Here is an 18,151-nt window from a genome sequence, read left to right on the forward strand (position 1 = left end):
CATTACATTCCTCAGAATCTTTAATTTTTTATACTTTCTGCACATAACCCCTATAAGCCCGTTCACCATTTTAATACATCTTACTCAACGTATGGATTTTAAACAATTAAAAAAAATTACCTGTATCCTACTATTTGCGACAATATGGATATTACAAAATGCATGTACACCCAAGGGTATTGCTACCAAAGGTAAGGGTAAAAAAGATGCACAGTATACAGAAAATCTAGCCGATTTCCGGCCCACCTACAAGGTCGAGGATGAAGAAAATAAATCTTCAACGAATACGCCTACTGCCTCACAATCTACTAGTAAGCCGGCAAATGATGTAACAGCTAAAGTAGATGCAGCTATGGAACAGATAGCGGTAACCAATAAAAGTGTACGGTATGCACAGGGCTACCGTATTCAGATATATTCAGGTAATAGCCGCGATGAAGCCAATAATGCCCGAAACCGGTCTTATGCTCTCTTTCCTGAAATTACTCCACACATCGTATACAACCAGCCTACCTTCCGTGTTAAAGTAGGCGATTTTGTAGACCGGCTGGATGCCCAGCGGGTATATGCCGGACTGTTGACGGACTTCCCCAATGCAATGGTTGTGCAAGACAGAGTAGAAATAAGATAATTTACTTTTTTTAAGTTTGCGGAATAAATATTACATTCGTAAATAATTTACAATTAATTCTATCAATCAACTAACATTACATGAAAAAGGCACTAATTACAGGTATTACCGGACAAGATGGTGCATATCTTGCCGAGTTACTATTGAATAAAGGTTATGAGGTACATGGCATAAAGAGAAGAAGCTCATTATTCAATACTGAACGAATAGACCACCTGTATGAAGATCCCCATGAAGAAAATATTCGTTTCAAACTCCACTATGGCGATCTGAGCGATTCTGCAAATATTATCCGTATTATTCAGGAAGTGCAACCAGATGAAATTTACAATTTGGGAGCTATGTCACACGTAAAAGTTAGTTTCGATTCTCCCGAATATACAGCTAATGTAGACGGTATTGGTACGTTACGTATACTGGAAGCTGTGCGTTTATTGGGACTAACTAAAAAGACCAAAATCTATCAAGCATCTACTTCTGAACTGTATGGGTTAGTGCAGGCTGTGCCTCAATCTGAAACTACCCCTTTCTATCCGCGTTCACCTTACGCAGTAGCAAAACTGTATGGATACTGGATAACAGTAAACTACAGAGAAGCCTACAATATGTTTGCGGTAAATGGAATTCTTTTTAATCACGAATCGCCACTTCGTGGGGAAACTTTCGTAACCAGGAAAATTACCCGTGCCACTGCCAGAATCGCATTAGGCTTACAAGAAAAACTGTATCTAGGTAATCTGGATGCACAGCGCGACTGGGGACATGCTAAAGATTATGTAAAAGCTATGTGGTTAATTCTACAGCAGGACACACCAGAAGATTATGTAATTGCTACAGGTATTACCACCCGGGTACGTGATTTTGTACGGATGTCTTTTGATGAAGTAGGTGTTGAACTGGAGTTTAAAGGAACAGGTGAAGACGAAAAAGCCTATGTGGTAGCTTGCAACAATCCTGAATATCAAATACCGATTGGTAAGGAAGTAGTAGCCGTAGACAAAAATTATTTCCGCCCGACTGAAGTAGATCTACTTTTGGGTGATCCGACCAAAGCAAAGCAGCAATTAGGATGGGAATTGGAGTATGATCTGCCAGCCCTAGTGAAAGATATGATGAAGGCGGATGTGGAACTCTTTAAGAAGGATCAGATGCTGAGAGAAAAAGGCCACCGGGTATTGAACTTCCATGAATAAGCCTATAAGCTAAAATTATTCTATAAAAAGGCTGCATGTAAAAGTGCAGCCTTTTTTATTTAACCGCTGGTGAGTTCAATGTTTACTAGGCAGAGTTGGATTGTAAAAATTTTATTATTGTAGATAGTAGGAAAATTTTTCATAAGTATTTAGCTGGAATACAAGCGGTTTCCCCGCATTTTTTATTACTTATCTAATATTTGTTTTCATAAATTATATAAATATAGTAACTTTAAAAGCAATTTTTTACGTTCGTTTCCTATTCACTTGTTATCTCAATGTTTAAAGGAGAGTCTTATAGCCGCATTTTTTCTCAGATTTTGTGTATTTCATTTGTAAGCCTACAGATAAGTTTGTTTGCGCAAGCGCCGGTTAAAACCACATCTAACACTCAAAACGAAATTCCAAAAACATATACGCAAACTATTCCTGGCACTCAGATCTCATTTGATATGATTGGGATTCCCGGAGGCGAGTTTACCATGGGGAGTCCATCTAGCGACTTGCACCGGAAAAAAGACGAAGTGCCTCAGCATCAGGTAAAACTAGATCCTTTCTGGATGGGCAAATGCGAAGTTACCTGGAACGAATACGAACTGTTCTCCAATAAAAATATTGAAGCTCAACTGACAGAACCTGCTGCGTTGAAAAATCCGAAGGTAGATGCGGTTGCCCGGCCAACACCTCCGTATGTAGAAATGAGTTTTGGTATGGGCAAAGATGGCTTTCCGGTTATTAATGTCACTCACTACGCTGCATTAATGTATTGTAAGTACTTAACTGCCAAAACAGGTCATTTCTATCGGTTACCCACAGAGGCCGAGTGGGAGTATGCTTGCCGGGCTGGTACCAGCACAGTATACCATTTTGGAAATGATGCCGGGCAGTTGGGAGAGTATGCCTGGTATTATGACAACAGTGATGGAGCTTATAAAAAAGTAGGTACGAAAAAGCCTAATCCCTGGGGCTTACACGATATGTATGGAAACGTAGCTGAATGGACAATGGATGGCTATGAAACAGATGCTTATGTTAAGGTTGGTGCCACTGCATCTAATCCATGGGTTAAACCTGCAGGGCTTTACCCGCACAGTATACGCGGTGGCTCCTGGGACGACGACCCCGACAGGCTACGTAGTGCAGTCCGCCGTGCCTCTACAGCTAAACTGAAGGAACGTGATCCTCAGATTCCAAAAAGTAACTGGTGGCTCACCGATGCTTCCTTTCTTGGGTTCCGGGTTGTAAGACCATTAAAAGAACCTACTAAAGAACAAATAGAGCAGTACTTCAAAGGATTACCCATCAAAGACTTATAAATAAATATCTCACTGCATTTTAAACCTAATCTCTATAACAGCATGCATACCGATAACGAAAAAAATAAAAGCGGTTTCTCCCGCCGCGATTTTGTAAAAAGTACAGCTTTGTTAGCCGGAGGTACCCTGCTTAGCCAGTTACCAGTAGAAGCCAGCGCCTATGTAGCCGGAGACGATACGATAAAGGTAGCGGTAGTTGGTTGTGGTGGACGAGGAACTGGAGCAGCAGCACAGGCCCTAAGTACACAAGGTAAAGTAAAACTAGTAGCCATGGCCGATGCTTTCCGTGACCGGCTGGATGAAAGTTTCAACAACCTTTCTCAGAAGTTTCCAGGCAAAGAAAAAGTGAATGTGCCTGAAAGCAATAAATTTGTTGGCTTTGATGGGTATAAAAAAGCTATTGCTCTGGCAGATGTAGTAATCCTGGCAACTCCTCCCGGTTTCCGTCCTATACATTTTGAAGAAGCGGTGAAAGCTGGTAAGCACGTGTTTATGGAGAAACCAGTAGCTACCGATGTGCCTGGTGTACGCAGAGTGCTCGCAGCGGCAGAAGAAGCTAAGAAAAAGAATCTGAGTGTAGTTGTGGGATTGCAGCGCCGGTATCAATTACATTACCGGGATGCTATGCGCCGCATGAAAGAAGAGAATGCTATTGGTGAAATTATATCCGGACAGGTTTATTGGAATGATGCAGGTGTATGGGTAAAACAACGGCAGCCTAACCAGACAGAAATGGAATACCAGATGCGTAACTGGTATTATTTTACATGGCTTTGCGGAGATCATATATTGGAACAACACATCCACAACATAGACGTAGCCAACTGGCTGAAAGATGGCTATCCGGTAAGTGCCCAGGGAATGGGTGGCAGACAAGTGCGTACCGGCAAAGAATACGGCGAAATTTTCGACCACCACTTTGTTGAGTTCACATATGCAGATGGGACCGTAATAGCCAGCCAGTGCCGCCATCAGGAAGGGTGTATGCGTAAAGTAGCAGAAGATTTTCAAGGAACCAAAGGCCGTATAAACTTGGCAGATGGAGGAAAAGCTATTATTACCGACTTAAAAGGAAATTCTATATGGCGTCACCGGGCAGATAATGATCCAAATCCCTACCAGGTAGAGCATGATGAGTTATTTGCGTCTATCCGCAATAAAAAACCCATTAACGATGCAGAATATGGAGCCAAAAGCACCATGACTGCCATAATGGGGCGGATGGCAACCTACTCCGGACAAGTAATTAAGTGGGAAGAGGCTATGAATTCAGAAATAAACCTGATGCCTCAGACCTTTGCCTGGGATGCACCTGCACCGGTGAAACCCGACGAAAATGGATTCTATGCTATTCCTACTCCCGGAAAGTTCAAAGTATAACTAACAGACTTGCTATCGTTTAAAAGCCAGACATGTATCGTCTGGCTTTTTGTTTAGCTTCATCACAGAAAATACACGTATATAAGGTGGTATTCTCAAAAACAAACCATTTATAAACTTCTCTCTTTCCTATACCTTTGTGACATGCCTTTAAAAAATGATTTAATTCTCAGAGCCGCCAGAGGAGAAAAAACAGAACGTACCCCAGTATGGCTGATGCGGCAAGCCGGCCGGATTCTGCCCCAGTACCGGGCTGTCCGGGAAAAACTCAGTGGATTTATTGAGCTAGCTACCACCCCTGAACTAGCAGCCGAAGTAACCATTCAACCTGTAGATATTTTAGGTGTAGATGCCGCTATCATTTTCTCAGATATCCTGGTAGTTCCAGAAGCAATGGGTTTACCCTATGAAATGCAGGAGAAACGTGGTCCCCACTTTCCAAAAACCATTCAAACAAAAGCGGACGTAAATGCCCTAAAAATTGCAGATCCGGAAACCGACTTAGGGTATGTGTTGGAAGCCATCCGCTTAGTAAAGAAAGAACTCAATGGCCGGGTTCCGCTCATCGGATTTGCAGGTGCACCCTGGACCATTTTTTCATACATGCTTGAAGGCGGAGGTTCTAAAACTTTTTCCAAAGCCAAAAAAATGCTCTATACCGATCCGGAGTTGTCGCATCAGTTATTGCAGAAAATTACCGATACTACAACCAATTATCTGAAAGCACAGATAAAGGCTGGAGCCGATATGGTACAGATATTTGATTCCTGGGCAGGCATTCTTTCGCCTGACCAGTACCGTACATTTTCCTTGCCTTATATAGCCCAGATTTGTGAAGCCATTACCGAAGTTCCTGTTACGGTATTTGCCAAAGGTGCTTTCTTTGCCAGAGCAGAAATGCACCTGCTCAAATGCGAAACCATTGGCCTGGACTGGAACATGGAAATACAAGAATCCAGAACGTTAGTGGGACTGGATAAAACCCTGCAAGGAAATTTAGATCCCTGTGTATTGTATGCATCCAACAAGCAAATAGAAGACGAAACCAAAAAAATGTTGCTGGAGTTTGGGCCCTACCGCCATATTGCCAACCTTGGCCACGGTGTATACCCGGATACTGACCCCGAAAAGGTAAAGTGTTTTATAGAAACGGTTAAGAATTTCCAGCATCCGGTAAGTTTGGGGTAAAATTATTTAAGTTAGCTATTATTCGAATGAACATCTACCAATTACTCAGAATTGGTGAACATCATATAAACCATTGTGAAGATTATGCAATAGTAGAAACTATTGGGCAAGGAAAAATTCTTTGTGCAGTAATGGATGGTTGTACGATGGGTGGAGACAGTTATTTTGCTGCAACTCTTGTTGGAAAACTGCTGAGAAAAATAGCTATTGAGAAGAGTTATCAATCTTTTTATGACAAGAGCCATAATACATCGGTTGATATTGATCTGAAATATATACTTGGTAAACTGATGGCCGAGCTGAAAGACCTCAAAAATAAGCTGCTATTAAAAGATGATGAATTATTGACTACGCTGCTAATAGCAATTATGGACGTTGAGAATAATACAGGAAAAATACTAACAATTGGAGACGGCCTGGTTTGTATTAATGGGCAACTTTATGAATTTGAACAAGATAATAAACCGGATTATCTAGGGTATCATTTAGCAGAGGAGTTTGAAATGTGGTACAGCAAACAAAAACAAATACTTCATATAGATAAAATTGAAGATATAAGTATTTGCACAGATGGAATTTTTACTTTTTCTGCATATGATAAAAAGAAGTATAATGTGCAAAAAGATCCAATTAATTATTTACAATTAATTATTTATTGGTTGACAAAGAAGATAAAGAGTTTGAAAGCATGTTAACTAAAAAATACCTGTTTTTGGAGCATCAATGCGGATTAAGGCCAACGGACGATGTGGGTATAGTAAGGGTCATAAAAAGTTAAAACAACAGCACACAAACAAACTATAAAGAAGATGAGGGCAATATTTTACCTCTTCCTATTTTTACTCTCCCTTTCTTGTGAGCAGCAGATAAAAACAGAGAGACAAAGTAATGCAGGTGATATCAATAATATAAGTACTATTATAGAAGCGGTAATTCTACAGGATTCATTGGATTTGGCTATTCCCATTGCAGAGGAAATTATGCCATTCATCTATCTACCAGTACAATTAGATGCTGAAGAAATGGAATTACCCCCGCCTCCATATAGAAAGCATGGGATACACTATATGAATGAGATAATGATCGCACGCAATTTTCAAGAATCTGAACAGTACTATTTAACCCATCTCGATACACTTCATATAAAAGAGCAATTATTAAAGCCAAAAGCAATCTCCTTGCTGAAGGGTGCCATTGCAGATGCTGATATTTTCTCTATAGAAGCTGCAAGGAAACAAAATGGAAAAAAAGTGGATGCCTGTTATATATTTTCTGTTCCCATATTTTCATATGATAGTGCTTTCGTCTATGTTCAATATGATTATCTGCCAGTTGATTTAAGCGCCTATGGAAGATCTATCATCTTGTCCAAGCAGAATCACAAATGGAGAATCGTAGCAGGAGCACCGACTTGGATGCATTAAACTATAAAGTAATAATAATTGCCTTGAATCTTAAGCAGAAAGACATATGCAAAAAGAAGTATTACTCGACATGTTAACACAGAATAGATATACGTGTTCAGGAGCTTTTGATACTATTACTCAAGATAATGCGCATCTGCGGTTAAACGGGCAAACCGCATCGGCAGGCTTTATTTACCGGCATGTTGGTGAGACGATGAATATGTTTGGATTATTCTTTGGTATACCAACAGATGTACAAAGCACGACCATGGGCAAACCAGATACCGGGCAAGGGCAAAACGTAGAAGAAAGTAGGCAGTTGGTAGAACAAGGGTTTGCTATGTTTAGGAAGTATGTTGAAAATACACCGGACTCAGCCTGGCTGGAAACAGTAGAAACTCCATTTTTTGGAACAGTATCCCGGGCGCGGCTTTTTTCACATGTTCTGTTTCATAATTCGCATCATGCCGGACAGATCACCTTAACCCTAAAAAGAGGCGTGTAAGTGGGGATAATAGGTGGTATATGTTAGGATTTGCCCAATTCTAAAAACTTTGTAAAAGCCTGATAAGGCCGAGGGGTGAAGAAAAAACTTCAATCTACATGTTTCTTAATTGCGGCTTCATACTCTGGTAACATACCCAAAGTAATTTGCTGCCCGATATACACTTTTGCTTTATACCTAAACATACCTCTGTACAATGAAACCACCTAAACAACTTCCCTTCTTACCCAGAAGAGAATTCTTAAAAAGCATGGGGCTGCTGGGTTCAGGTTTGCTGCTGCCTTTCTATGGGAATTCCTCTGTTTTATCTACAGATGCACCATTAAAAATAGCTCCGGTACGCATCAGAGGAAAAGTGAGTGCCAATGGAAAAGGGCTGAAAGGCGTAGCTGTAACTGATGGCTATACGGTTGCAAGTACCGATGCCAGTGGGGTGTATGAGCTGTCAAGCACCACAGCGCAGGAGTTTGTGTACATTTCTGTTCCTTCGGGCCATACCATTCCGGTGCAACGCAATGGCATTGCTAATTTCTATCAACCCATAAAACCATCGGCGAAAGGAGAGTTTACCGCTAATTTCTCTCTGGCGCCTTCAGCTACAAACGATACTAATCACATAATGCTATTGCTGGCTGATCCGCAGATTCAAAACCGGTATGAAGCAGATTTACTCTTGAATGAAACTACACCAGATGTAGCTGCCCTGGTAAAGGCATATAGCAACAGCCAGGTATTCGGTATTGGCTGCGGCGATTTGGTATTTGACGAATTTGAGCTATTTACTGATTATCAGAAAGCCGTGCAGGGAATGGGCATACCCTTTTTTCAGGTGTTAGGAAATCATGATATGGATACGAAAGGTGTACGGTCTGATACACTTTCTGCTGGCACATTTAAGAAGCTATTTGGTCCTACGTATTATTCCTTTAACAGGGGAGAAGTACACTACATTGTGCTGGAAGATGTATTTTTTATAGGAAATGCCAAGCAATATATTGGCTATCTCACAGAAGAGCAACTACGCTGGCTGGAGCAGGACCTGGCTTTGGTAGAAAAAGGAAAAACCGTAATTGTTAGTTTGCATATTCCTGCCTACACGAATGCTGGAAAACGGCAGAATATGGCTCCCTCTATGGGAGGAACCGTATCTAACCGGCAAGAGTTGTACCGGTTGCTGGAACCGTATAAAGCCCATATTATGTCAGGCCATACCCACTTCAATGAGAAGATACAGCAGGGAAACATTATGGAACACGTGCATGGTACGGTATGTGGTGCCTGGTGGAGTGGGCCTATTTGCTACGATGGTACCCCCAATGGTTATGGCGTATATGAGGTAAAAGGCAGCGATGTACAGTGGTATTATAAATCCACCGGAAAAGACAGAAATCACCAGTTCAGGCATTATTTACCAGGTGCCAATCCTGATAAGCCTAATGAATTGGCTGTAAATGTTTGGAATGCCGATGATGCCTGGAAAATTGTATGGCTGGAAGATGGTATCCGGAAAGGAGCCATGCGCCAGGAAACGGCTTATGATCCTTTGTCTGTAGAACTACATTCCGGAAAAGACAAGCCCGAACGCCGCGCCTGGGTAGATCCGGAGTTAACCGATCACCTGTTTTTTGCACCTATATCTTCACAAGCCAAACAGGTAACCATTGAAGTGACCGACCGTTTTGGCAAGGTATATGCCGAGACATTTGAAAACAAAAAAGTATAACAGCTGGCAGGAAGTGCCTTAGGCAGGCACTTCTTTAACACCTTTCAACTGTTGTATCACCATTTTAACCGCTTCTTCCGGACTGGTGGGTTTGATGCCAAAACGTTTTTCAAATTTGGTACTTTTAAATACATAATCCCGGTCATATTGATAGCCCATTTCATAGAGTTCTTTCATTAAAGGCACAAATATTCCCATAACTCGGATTAGCCAGAGAGGTACAGCCCGGACATCTGGTTTTACGCCCATCTCCTTGGCAAACAAGGCAACCCATTGTTTACCAGTTAAGGGGGCAGCCGTAGGCAGGTGCCATACCTGATTATAAGCCTCAGGCGTGTTACCCAGCAAAGCAGTAGCTTTTGCTGCATCCGGAGTAAAGGTGTAAGAGTGAAGTTTGGAAGTGCTGGCAAACCAGTCAGCTTTCTTTCCTTTTGCCAGATTTTTATATACCGTTTCTACAATAATACTATTGGTAGGTCCCAGGAAATCTGCTGAACGGGCAATTAGGGCAGTAAGCCGGCCTCTTTCTACCTCATCTAGCAACATAGACGCAATTTCTGCCCGTATTCTTCCTTTTTTGCTGGTGGGCCGGATAGGTGTATCTTCCGTCATATGGTAGAGGTGTTTGCGGTCGTACATATATACATTATCGAAGAATACAAGCTTGGCCCGGTGTTTCTTGCAGGATTCGATCACATTTGTCATAAAAGCAGGCCAATTTTCCCGCCAAACGTTTATGTCGTATTTAAATCCTACCGTAACATATACTATTTCTGAACCGGCAATGGCTTTATCTACCATGAGCTGGTCGGTTAGGTCGGCCCGGAAGAGTTCATCTGTAGCATTTACTCTCTCCGGTTTCCGGCTAACCAGCCGGATTTGGCTGGTGTACTGGGAGAGTTCCCTGGCAAGCTCAATTCCAATTGAGCCGCCGGCACCTAGAATGGTTTGCATAGTACAAATACGATTAATGGGTTATAGTAGAAATCCTGTTTGTTAGGCTGCCTTAATAAATGTTAAAACGCTGCCCTGATACAGAAGAAATTGTATAGGCAAATGAATGTACATAAATCCATGAAAGCATCAAAATGCAATGCTGTATTTATGTTCCAGTATACAGGTTACCTACCTTATAGAAAACACCTTGTTCAAAATTGATTGGAAGGACAATAAGAAGGTCGAAAAGAGAATTTCTTCAAAAGAATACGCAAATCCGGATTTGAGAAGAAAAAATCCTCGAATTCACTAAATTAGGATATAGATTTTCCGTATATACCTCTGATAGACAGCCTACTGTACACTGTTTGCTCAATACTATACGGTTATTGCCTTGTTGAGCTACTTATGTCGAGTAACAAGCAGCCATCATACGCACTAATATTGTGAAAGCTTAGAGGATGGGTAAGCTACCTAACTAACCATTCTTCTGTGCTAGCATAGGCGCAAGGCCGTCAAATCAGGTTTTAGGAAGCGGTAATACAAATAATAATATATATGTTCACTCTTATCCAGTTAGCCATATGAAAACCCTACTTTCACTTGTAAGTCTTGTTTTATTTTTTGGTATATATTCTTGCCAACGGCCTTTAGCTGAGGAAGACCTGATTTTCCGTGGCGACTGGAGCTCTTCCAAATATGCTTTACAGATTTATGGCAATGGGTATGGGGTTTGCCAAAGCAAAAAATGGGGCATAGGCCTGGTTTGCGAGGGGTATGTAACCATTACAAATAACCGCATTGTTTTTACAAGTACAGAGGAGCATTCTACCTTAGCCCGGAAAAAATTCTCCATAGACCAACTACCAACCACCGACAGTAGTGGCACGATCTATATGATTTTAGAAGGCGACCGTTTCGAAAAGCACTGATAACTAGGCAATGTTGCTAGACGTAGGCAAATTAAATTTTCTTAATAAAACCGTATCAGCAAGGCACAGATCTTGATTGATGGATAGTATATATCCAAACTAGTAACTGCCGAAAATAATTATCGGCTGGATAAATTTTTAGTACACTGCCTGTTGCTGCCAGAGTAAAATTTTAGTAATTCTTCCTGACTCTTGAAATACACAACTCTTACCTAAACAGTCTTATGTAAGCCATGTAACCAGATGTTTTTAGAGTCAGTATAAGCTGCTAGCAAGGCCAGGAATGAGCAACCATAACTCAGAATAGTTAGGTGTACATTCTGATAAAACGGGAAAGGAGGTAAGAACCATAAACCCATAACCTGTTCGTTTTACTCTTTTCCTCGGAAAATATTTTACTTCTGGCTTTTAGCTGCTAACTTGTTTACTGAGGTTGCCTTTCATACTCGTATGGCTAATTATTTTTTAACTCCCGATACCTATGCTAAAACTTTTACCTTTTTTTAACCAGGATATGTCTTTCAACAGACCAGGATTGCCTTATCCAACCCACCGGACTATAATTTCGGGCCATAAAGGCCATTGGTCAAACATGTTTTACCCCTGTACGTTTGCCGTCTTGTTGTGGGTAATGGTAGGCCAACCAGGCATGGCCACTGATAGCAGTTCTGCTAACAAAACGTACACAACCCACTGGCAAACAAGCCCCTGTAGTCCCATTAGCAATTTGCCATGCGAGCAGGTACAAGTCAGTTTGCCTTTTAATCTGAATTTTAGTGGTGCTGAAGGAGGGCTTGCCAATACTGGTTTCCGGATGGTTCAAGCACCCTCTTCCATTCCTGCTACGAGCACCAACCCTGTACCAGGATTGAAAGCTTCCAATATTTCATTTCAGAGCGGATATTTGCGGATTACCACCACAAGTGGAATAGCCCACCTTACGCAGAACAATCAGATGAATGCCCTTGGGGTAAAATTTCCTACTTCACAGAAATTTACCATGGAAACTACCCTGGTTAATCCCAATACAGGAACTGCCCATCAACAAGCCGGCTTATGGGTTGGCCTTTCCGATAAAACTTATGTAAAACTGGTAATTGTTAACAGTAAAATAGAAATGCGGCGGGAAATAAATGATGTAAGTAGCAGCTCTACCGCCACCACTAATCCGGATGTTCGTCAGACAAGTACCCTAAGCAATATCAGTGCACAAACGCTTCGTTTGAGGCTGGTAGTAGATCCGGCTACCAATACAATTGAAGGATATTATTCTACCAACGGCACTACCTATAGTAATGTAGGAGAAGCATACACGCCAAAAAGCCTGTCTCTTTCAAATATGGGCCTGACCGGTACAACTGCCTACGGAGGTGTTTTTGCTACACACCGCAATAACAGCTCAGCATTAATTTATAGTTTCGACAACTTCAGCATAACTCCAGCCAGTACAAGTACTGATCTTCCGCCGAAATTCGCAGCCAGTTCTTTTACCTTTACTGTAGCCGATAACCTGGCTCCGGGCGCATCTGTTGGTACTGTTAAAGCAAGTGATCCAAATGGAGATGCCGTTACACATGTTATTAAGTCAGGAAACACCAATGGGGCTTTTGCAATAAATAGTGTATCCGGAAACATCACCTTAGCGAAACGGTTGAATTACCATACACAATCCAGGTATGTGGTAACGGTTGAAGCCAAAGCCAACCAGCAAACAACTACTGCACAAGTAGTAATTAATGTGCGTTCGGGCACGGTTGCCTCTGCCTTTACCTCAATCAGCTGGAGTACTGTTGCTGCCCAGCCCTTTGTAGTAAGCGAAGCCCAGGGAGAAGTAGTAAATGGTAAATTGTATTCCTTTGGTGGGTTTGATTATACAAAAACTAGTTTCACGCCTACCAGCCGGTCGTATGTATACGATCCGGTAGCCAACCGATGGACGAGCATAGCAAATTTACCTTACACTCCCAATGGCATAGGAACGGATGGCAAAACGTATGGCGGGGTAACCCATGCAGGCGTTACAACCGATGCTACTGATATTTATTTTGCAGGGGGCTATACATCGAATACTACCGGGAATGGGCAAATTTTCGGTACAAACCAGGTGTGGAAATACAATGTAGCCTCTAATACGTATACAAAGCTTCCTGACTTGCCGGTGGCTATCTCTGCCGGACAACTGGAATACCTGAATGGCAGATTGCATCATATAGGGGGTACCAACACCAGCCGTACCATGGATCTGGGTACACATTACGTACTGGATTTAGGTAATTTGGCTGCCGGATGGAAAACACTCGCTGAACTACCTAATCCGCGGCAGCATGCAGGATCTGTCGTCTACGAAGGAAAAATATATTATATAGGCGGGCAGCATGCACACGATGGAAAGTTAACTACCCAAAAAGATGTACACCGCTACGACCCGGCAACCAATGTCTGGACAAAAGTAGCGGATATGCCTGTGCCCGGAACCTATGGCCGCGGCCATATTTCATCGTCGGTTGTGATACATAGCAATCGTATTTTTGTATTGGGCGGCGAAACGATGCATGGTACCAAAACAAATATTGTTTCAGCCTACACTCCCGCTACCAATACCTGGCAAAATCTGACTCCTCTTCCGGCAGACAGGCATTCTGGGGTTGCAGGTGTTTTGCATGGCAACATTTACTACACTGGTGGGTCGCGTACCAATACTACCTATAAAGGTATACCACAAAGTGCTAGCAGCCAAACAGCTATATCGGCCATGGAGGCAAGCCCAGCTACAGCAGAAATGCAAACGTCGGATACTTTCGGCGTACGTCTTTATCCGAACCCTACTGGCGGACGCCTACAGGTACAAATAGAAGGAGTACAGTCATCTTCCGTAAAAACACTGAGTGTAAGCAATGCCATGCGGGTAGTTTCCATACAAGTACCTTTTAAGATTCTGGATGAGTCAACAATAGAAGTAGACATGAGCCGCTTGCCAGCCGGAGTATATCTGCTTAAACTGCAAACAGAAGGCTCGTTTCAGTTAGTGAAAGTAGTAAAGCAGTAAATAACTTTGCAGTGTAAAGAGCCGGAAATATAACAGTTCTGGTTGCCAGAAGAGAGTTTTACAGACCGGGTGAATCTCTAAGGATGTAAATGTTTGGCAAACAGACATGAGTTATTTACGGCAAATGAGAAAGCAAGAGTAACGACCAGAGATATGTCATCAACCAATTTCATTTGTGTAGCCTGCGGAACACAATATGCTTCCTCTGTGCGACCTCCGGATACCTGTTCCATTTGTTCCGATGAGCGGCAATATATTCCTCCGGGTGGCCAGCAATGGACAAGCCTTGAGAAGTTGAAGCATAGCCATAAAAATTGCTTTCTCAAAAAGGAACAAGGGCTCTATGGAATTGGCACAGTGCCTGAATTTGGTATTGGGCAACGGGCGTTGCTGGTCTGTACTTCTGCCGGAAATGTGTTGTGGGATTGTATCAGCCTGCTGGATGAAGCAACAATAGATTTTATTCAGGGTTTGGGTGGCCTGTCAGCTATTGCTATTTCACATCCGCATTATTATACAACCATGGTGGAGTGGAGTTATGCTTTTGGCCATGTACCTATTTATCTCCACCAGGCGGACCGGGCTCATGTTATGCGACCGGATGAGCGGATTCATTTTTGGGAAGGGGAAACCATGCCCCTGTTAAAAGACCTTACCTTAATCCGCTGTGGAGGCCATTTTGATGGAGGTACAGTGCTGCATTGGCCACAGGGTGCAGCAGGCAAAGGTTCTTTGCTGACAGGAGATATTATTCAGGTAGTATCCGACCGCAAGCATGTAAGCTTTATGTATAGCTATCCTAACCTGATTCCTTTGTCTGCGGGCAAAGTACAAGCTATTGTTGCCGCTGTTAAACCCTATGCGTACGACCGAATCTATGGTGCCTGGTGGGGAAGAAGCACAATTGGTACAGATGCTGCATCTGCCTTGCATCGTTCAGCCGAACGGTATCTGCGTTTCATTAAAGAGGTAGAGTAATTGCCAGCTTATCTTTCCCCGAACAGGTAAAACAAAAATATTCAACCATACCGGAGCCAAAAGCCATATTCTCTATTCTATATAAACAGTTACATCCCCGGCTTACTAATTTGCCATACCGAGTGGTGAAAAGATTGATTGACTGGTTGTGGCAGAAAAAATTCCTGTTCGACACTAATTGCCTATGCCTATCCTGCCTAGCCATTTACACCTGCGTCCGATGCAACTGTCTGACATTCCGTTTGCTATGAAACTAAAAACGATGGGAAACTGGAACCAGGTAGAATCTGACTGGGAATTTCTTCTCTCAACAAACGCAGAAGGTTGTTTTGTTGCCCTCTACAATGAAAAAGAAGTAGGTACTGTTACCACACTTACGTATCCGCATGCATTCAGTTGGATTGGAATGGTACTGGTAGATCCTGCCTATCGGGGCCTGGGCATTGGAACTGCCTTGCTCCAGCGGGCCATACACTACGCCAGATCAAAGGGAACTATCCGGTTAGATGCAACTCCTCAGGGAGAGAAACTGTACTGCACCCTGGGGTTTGAGGTAGAACGGCATCTTTTACGGCTAGAACGGAAACAAACAGCTTTTTTACCAGAGCTAACCAGCAAATGCCCCGCAATAGATAGAGATATAATTGAGCAAATTTTGAAAATAGACCTGGCTGTTTTTGGGGCAAACCGGGCAAGAGTGTTGCAGTATTTACTAAATATAGCTCCTCAGTACGCCTGTTATACAGAAAGAAACGGAAGAATAACCGGCTATTGTTTTGGCAGGCCGGGAAGTAATTTTGAACACATTGGCCCGATCGTCGCTGAAAATTATACAGATGCCCGCCATTTGCTGTTAACGGCTATGAGTTCCAATCCTGCTAAACCTTTTATAGTTGATGTACCTGCGCAGGCCCATCAATGGCTGGATGAACTTAAAACAGCAGGATTTACTACACAACGGCCTTTTATCCGCATGCATCTGGGAACCTTGAAAAATGCAGGCAATCCAGGTATGTCCTATGCTATTGCCGGGCCAGAATTGGGATAGGATTATAAATGCAACTATCTGATTGTTCGTAAATTACCTTTTGGACAAGTGGCTTACTCAAATAGTAGGTCAGACGATGGGCTCAGAAAAAATACTGATAAGATCTTGGCCTCGTTAATACAAAAACTATAGCCAGTTGCTGGACTTATTTTATAAAATATAGTATATTGGCTACATACCTAACCCTATTACCTACCTTACTCCCTATGAAAAGCCGAATAGCCTTATTTGCAGGCATTCTTGCCGGGTTCATTTGCCTGACAAGTTTGCTGCTGATGTTTACCCAGGAACAAAATACGACTATCATTGTATTGATGCTATTCGGCATTTCTGTTTTTACTATATTAAACCTGCTTTTATCTGAAAGTACCCGCCGCAAAAGATGCGACACTGACCGGGTCGCCGGTAGCCCAACTAAGTTGTAGCTTTCCCCTCCATTCTATATAATTACTTGATATACGCCATACATTACAGGTAAAGATGGCTTGCCAGGTATACCTGTAGAAAGTAGACTGGTGTAGGTAGTTAAGCAGCATCTACATACAAAGGCAGGCACCCCTAATGGATGCCTGCCGGAAATAAATTGCATAATGCTCGGTGTATAAGTTACGAAACGTGTATAGCATCAGCTTTGTAAATCGAACAAGCTAATAGCTGATTTCTTTATTTATCTAGTACTACTGTCCGGTTTACCAGATAATTTTTCTTCGTTGTCACCAGGTTGTATACTTTTGGGGCTTTCCGGATGTTGTGAGTTACTTTAGCTACTTTTAATAAAGTAACAGTGCCATGAATGCTGTCATAGACATACAGGTTATCGCCGGTGGTTAACTGGCTCATGGTTTTTCTGCCTTTATCTGTCATTACCGGATGGTTGGCGGTTGCCTCTACTGTATAATTCACAGCCAGGCTGCCCATAAATATAGAAGCCGTTAATTCTTCTTTAAATAACTCTACCGATGTAAGCGCATACATATGGTCTTCATGGCTTTCTACCTCCGTAACCGTTGTAGCCATGAGTTTACCAGAAGCCTGATCAAACGCTGCAATCTGGTCGCCTGCTTGTATTGAGTAAATAGGTTTTTCCTGGCCATCGGGTAACATAACCAGGGCATTTGCAGGAAAGCAAACATCATAATCTGTACTGGTAGTGCTCACAGCCTGTGCAGCACCTCCGCCCGACAAAGCACTCATTTCTTTAGAAAGCACATAAGAATAGGTAGATAGTAACCCACTTTCATTGGCTCCCAGTTCTTTCAGATCGTCAATATACCGGGCCCATACTTCTTTTGCTGCTGTGGCATTAGGAATACATAGGTTAATCGCTTTTTTGGTAGCCGGCAAATAATATACAGCCACCATGCCCAGCTCTTTTTTGGTTTTATTATCCATCAGTTTATACAGATAAAAGCGGCGTTCAATTCCATCGCTGTATTTAAACACATAGGGCGGCTTCATCTGGTAACGGTCCAGAATATAGTTGTTTTCAAATTTTACATACGTGTCTTCATCCAGATTTTTAAATGTGAAGGTCTTTACTTTTCCATATTCCTCCAGGGTTATGCCTCGTTCTGCTTCGCTTGCTGCCTGGCCATATAAGGATGGCGCTGCGCCAGAAAATAGAATAACCAGCATACCTATATAAATGAACATACGCTGGCTAGGCTTGTATACAGATGAAAATTTGGTAAAGGAGATCTTTGGATTTGTTTTCATGGAAATAGGTTTAAGTAAGGATTAGGGTATAAATGCTAGCGTGTAGGTAACGATGGAACTAAGAAAATCAAAAAAGAAATAGCATCAAAACAACTAAGATGAAAATAATTGAAATTATAAGAAACAGTAAATTAAATTTTGAAATAATACAAT

Annotated in this window: 16 protein-coding genes; 14 read left to right on the top strand and 2 right to left on the bottom strand. The window is 42.2% G+C overall.

Annotated features, from left to right (window positions below; all coding sequences use genetic code 11):
• Window positions 1–91: 91 nt before the first annotated feature.
• The 9 genes from Q0590_RS27110 (at window position 92) to Q0590_RS27150 (ending at window position 9,342) form a co-directional block, all read left to right on the top strand.
• Window positions 92–631, top strand: a complete 540-nt coding sequence (locus tag Q0590_RS27110; protein ID WP_302040779.1) for an SPOR domain-containing protein — start codon at window positions 92–94, stop codon at window positions 629–631.
• 80 nt (window positions 632–711) lie between these two features.
• Window positions 712–1,824, top strand: a complete 1,113-nt coding sequence (gene gmd, locus Q0590_RS27115; RefSeq protein WP_302040780.1) for a GDP-mannose 4,6-dehydratase — start codon at window positions 712–714, stop codon at window positions 1,822–1,824.
• Window positions 1,825–2,102: 278 nt separating this feature from the next.
• Entirely contained in the window at window positions 2,103–3,140 is a 1,038-nt protein-coding gene (locus Q0590_RS27120; protein WP_302040781.1) for a formylglycine-generating enzyme family protein, read from the top strand.
• Between the two features lie 42 nt (window positions 3,141–3,182).
• Window positions 3,183–4,520 (top strand): Gfo/Idh/MocA family protein, encoded by a 1,338-nt coding sequence (locus tag Q0590_RS27125; protein WP_302040782.1) that lies wholly within the window; start codon window positions 3,183–3,185, stop codon window positions 4,518–4,520.
• A 144-nt stretch (window positions 4,521–4,664) separates the two neighbouring features.
• Entirely contained in the window at window positions 4,665–5,708 is a 1,044-nt protein-coding gene (gene hemE, locus Q0590_RS27130) for a uroporphyrinogen decarboxylase (protein WP_302040783.1), read from the top strand.
• Window positions 5,709–5,734: 26 nt separating this feature from the next.
• Entirely contained in the window at window positions 5,735–6,403 is a 669-nt protein-coding gene (locus Q0590_RS27135; protein ID WP_302040784.1) for a protein phosphatase 2C domain-containing protein, read from the top strand.
• A 114-nt stretch (window positions 6,404–6,517) separates the two neighbouring features.
• Window positions 6,518–7,132, top strand: coding sequence for a hypothetical protein (locus Q0590_RS27140; protein WP_302040785.1), 615 nt, complete (start codon window positions 6,518–6,520; stop codon window positions 7,130–7,132).
• A 46-nt stretch (window positions 7,133–7,178) separates the two neighbouring features.
• Entirely contained in the window at window positions 7,179–7,619 is a 441-nt protein-coding gene (locus Q0590_RS27145) for a DinB family protein (protein ID WP_302040786.1), read from the top strand.
• Between the two features lie 196 nt (window positions 7,620–7,815).
• Entirely contained in the window at window positions 7,816–9,342 is a 1,527-nt protein-coding gene (locus Q0590_RS27150) for a calcineurin-like phosphoesterase family protein (protein ID WP_302040787.1), read from the top strand.
• 18 nt (window positions 9,343–9,360) lie between these two features.
• On the opposite strand, the gene Q0590_RS27155 is transcribed toward Q0590_RS27150, so the two are convergent.
• Complete coding sequence (locus Q0590_RS27155; protein WP_302040788.1) at window positions 9,361–10,296, bottom strand: NAD-dependent epimerase/dehydratase family protein; 936 nt, start codon at window positions 10,294–10,296, stop codon at window positions 9,361–9,363.
• Window positions 10,297–10,862: 566 nt separating this feature from the next.
• Here Q0590_RS27155 and Q0590_RS27160 point away from each other — a divergent pair.
• The 5 genes from Q0590_RS27160 (at window position 10,863) to Q0590_RS27180 (ending at window position 16,707) form a co-directional block, all read left to right on the top strand.
• Window positions 10,863–11,210, top strand: coding sequence for a hypothetical protein (locus Q0590_RS27160; protein WP_302040789.1), 348 nt, complete (start codon window positions 10,863–10,865; stop codon window positions 11,208–11,210).
• 481 nt (window positions 11,211–11,691) lie between these two features.
• Window positions 11,692–14,256 carry a Kelch repeat-containing protein gene (locus Q0590_RS27165; protein ID WP_302040790.1) on the top strand — a complete coding sequence of 855 codons (2,565 nt, stop codon included), beginning with the start codon at window positions 11,692–11,694 and terminating at the stop codon, window positions 14,254–14,256.
• Window positions 14,257–14,349: 93 nt separating this feature from the next.
• On the top strand, window positions 14,350–15,234 hold the full coding sequence (locus tag Q0590_RS27170; protein ID WP_302040791.1) for an MBL fold metallo-hydrolase: 885 nt from the start codon (window positions 14,350–14,352) through the stop codon (window positions 15,232–15,234).
• 184 nt (window positions 15,235–15,418) lie between these two features.
• The gene (locus Q0590_RS27175) at window positions 15,419–16,282 is read left to right on the top strand and encodes a GNAT family N-acetyltransferase (protein ID WP_302040792.1); all 864 of its coding nucleotides are present in this window, start codon (window positions 15,419–15,421) and stop codon (window positions 16,280–16,282) included.
• Window positions 16,283–16,488: 206 nt separating this feature from the next.
• Complete coding sequence (locus Q0590_RS27180; RefSeq protein WP_302040793.1) at window positions 16,489–16,707, top strand: hypothetical protein; 219 nt, start codon at window positions 16,489–16,491, stop codon at window positions 16,705–16,707.
• Window positions 16,708–16,945: 238 nt separating this feature from the next.
• On the opposite strand, the gene Q0590_RS27185 is transcribed toward Q0590_RS27180, so the two are convergent.
• Window positions 16,946–17,998 carry a Hint domain-containing protein gene (locus Q0590_RS27185; protein ID WP_302040794.1) on the bottom strand — a complete coding sequence of 351 codons (1,053 nt, stop codon included), beginning with the start codon at window positions 17,996–17,998 and terminating at the stop codon, window positions 16,946–16,948.
• Between the last annotated feature and the right edge of the window lie 153 nt (window positions 17,999–18,151).

The sequence above is a fragment of the Rhodocytophaga aerolata genome, assembly GCF_030503435.1.
GTDB classification, from domain to species: Bacteria; Bacteroidota; Bacteroidia; order Cytophagales; family 172606-1; genus Rhodocytophaga; species Rhodocytophaga aerolata.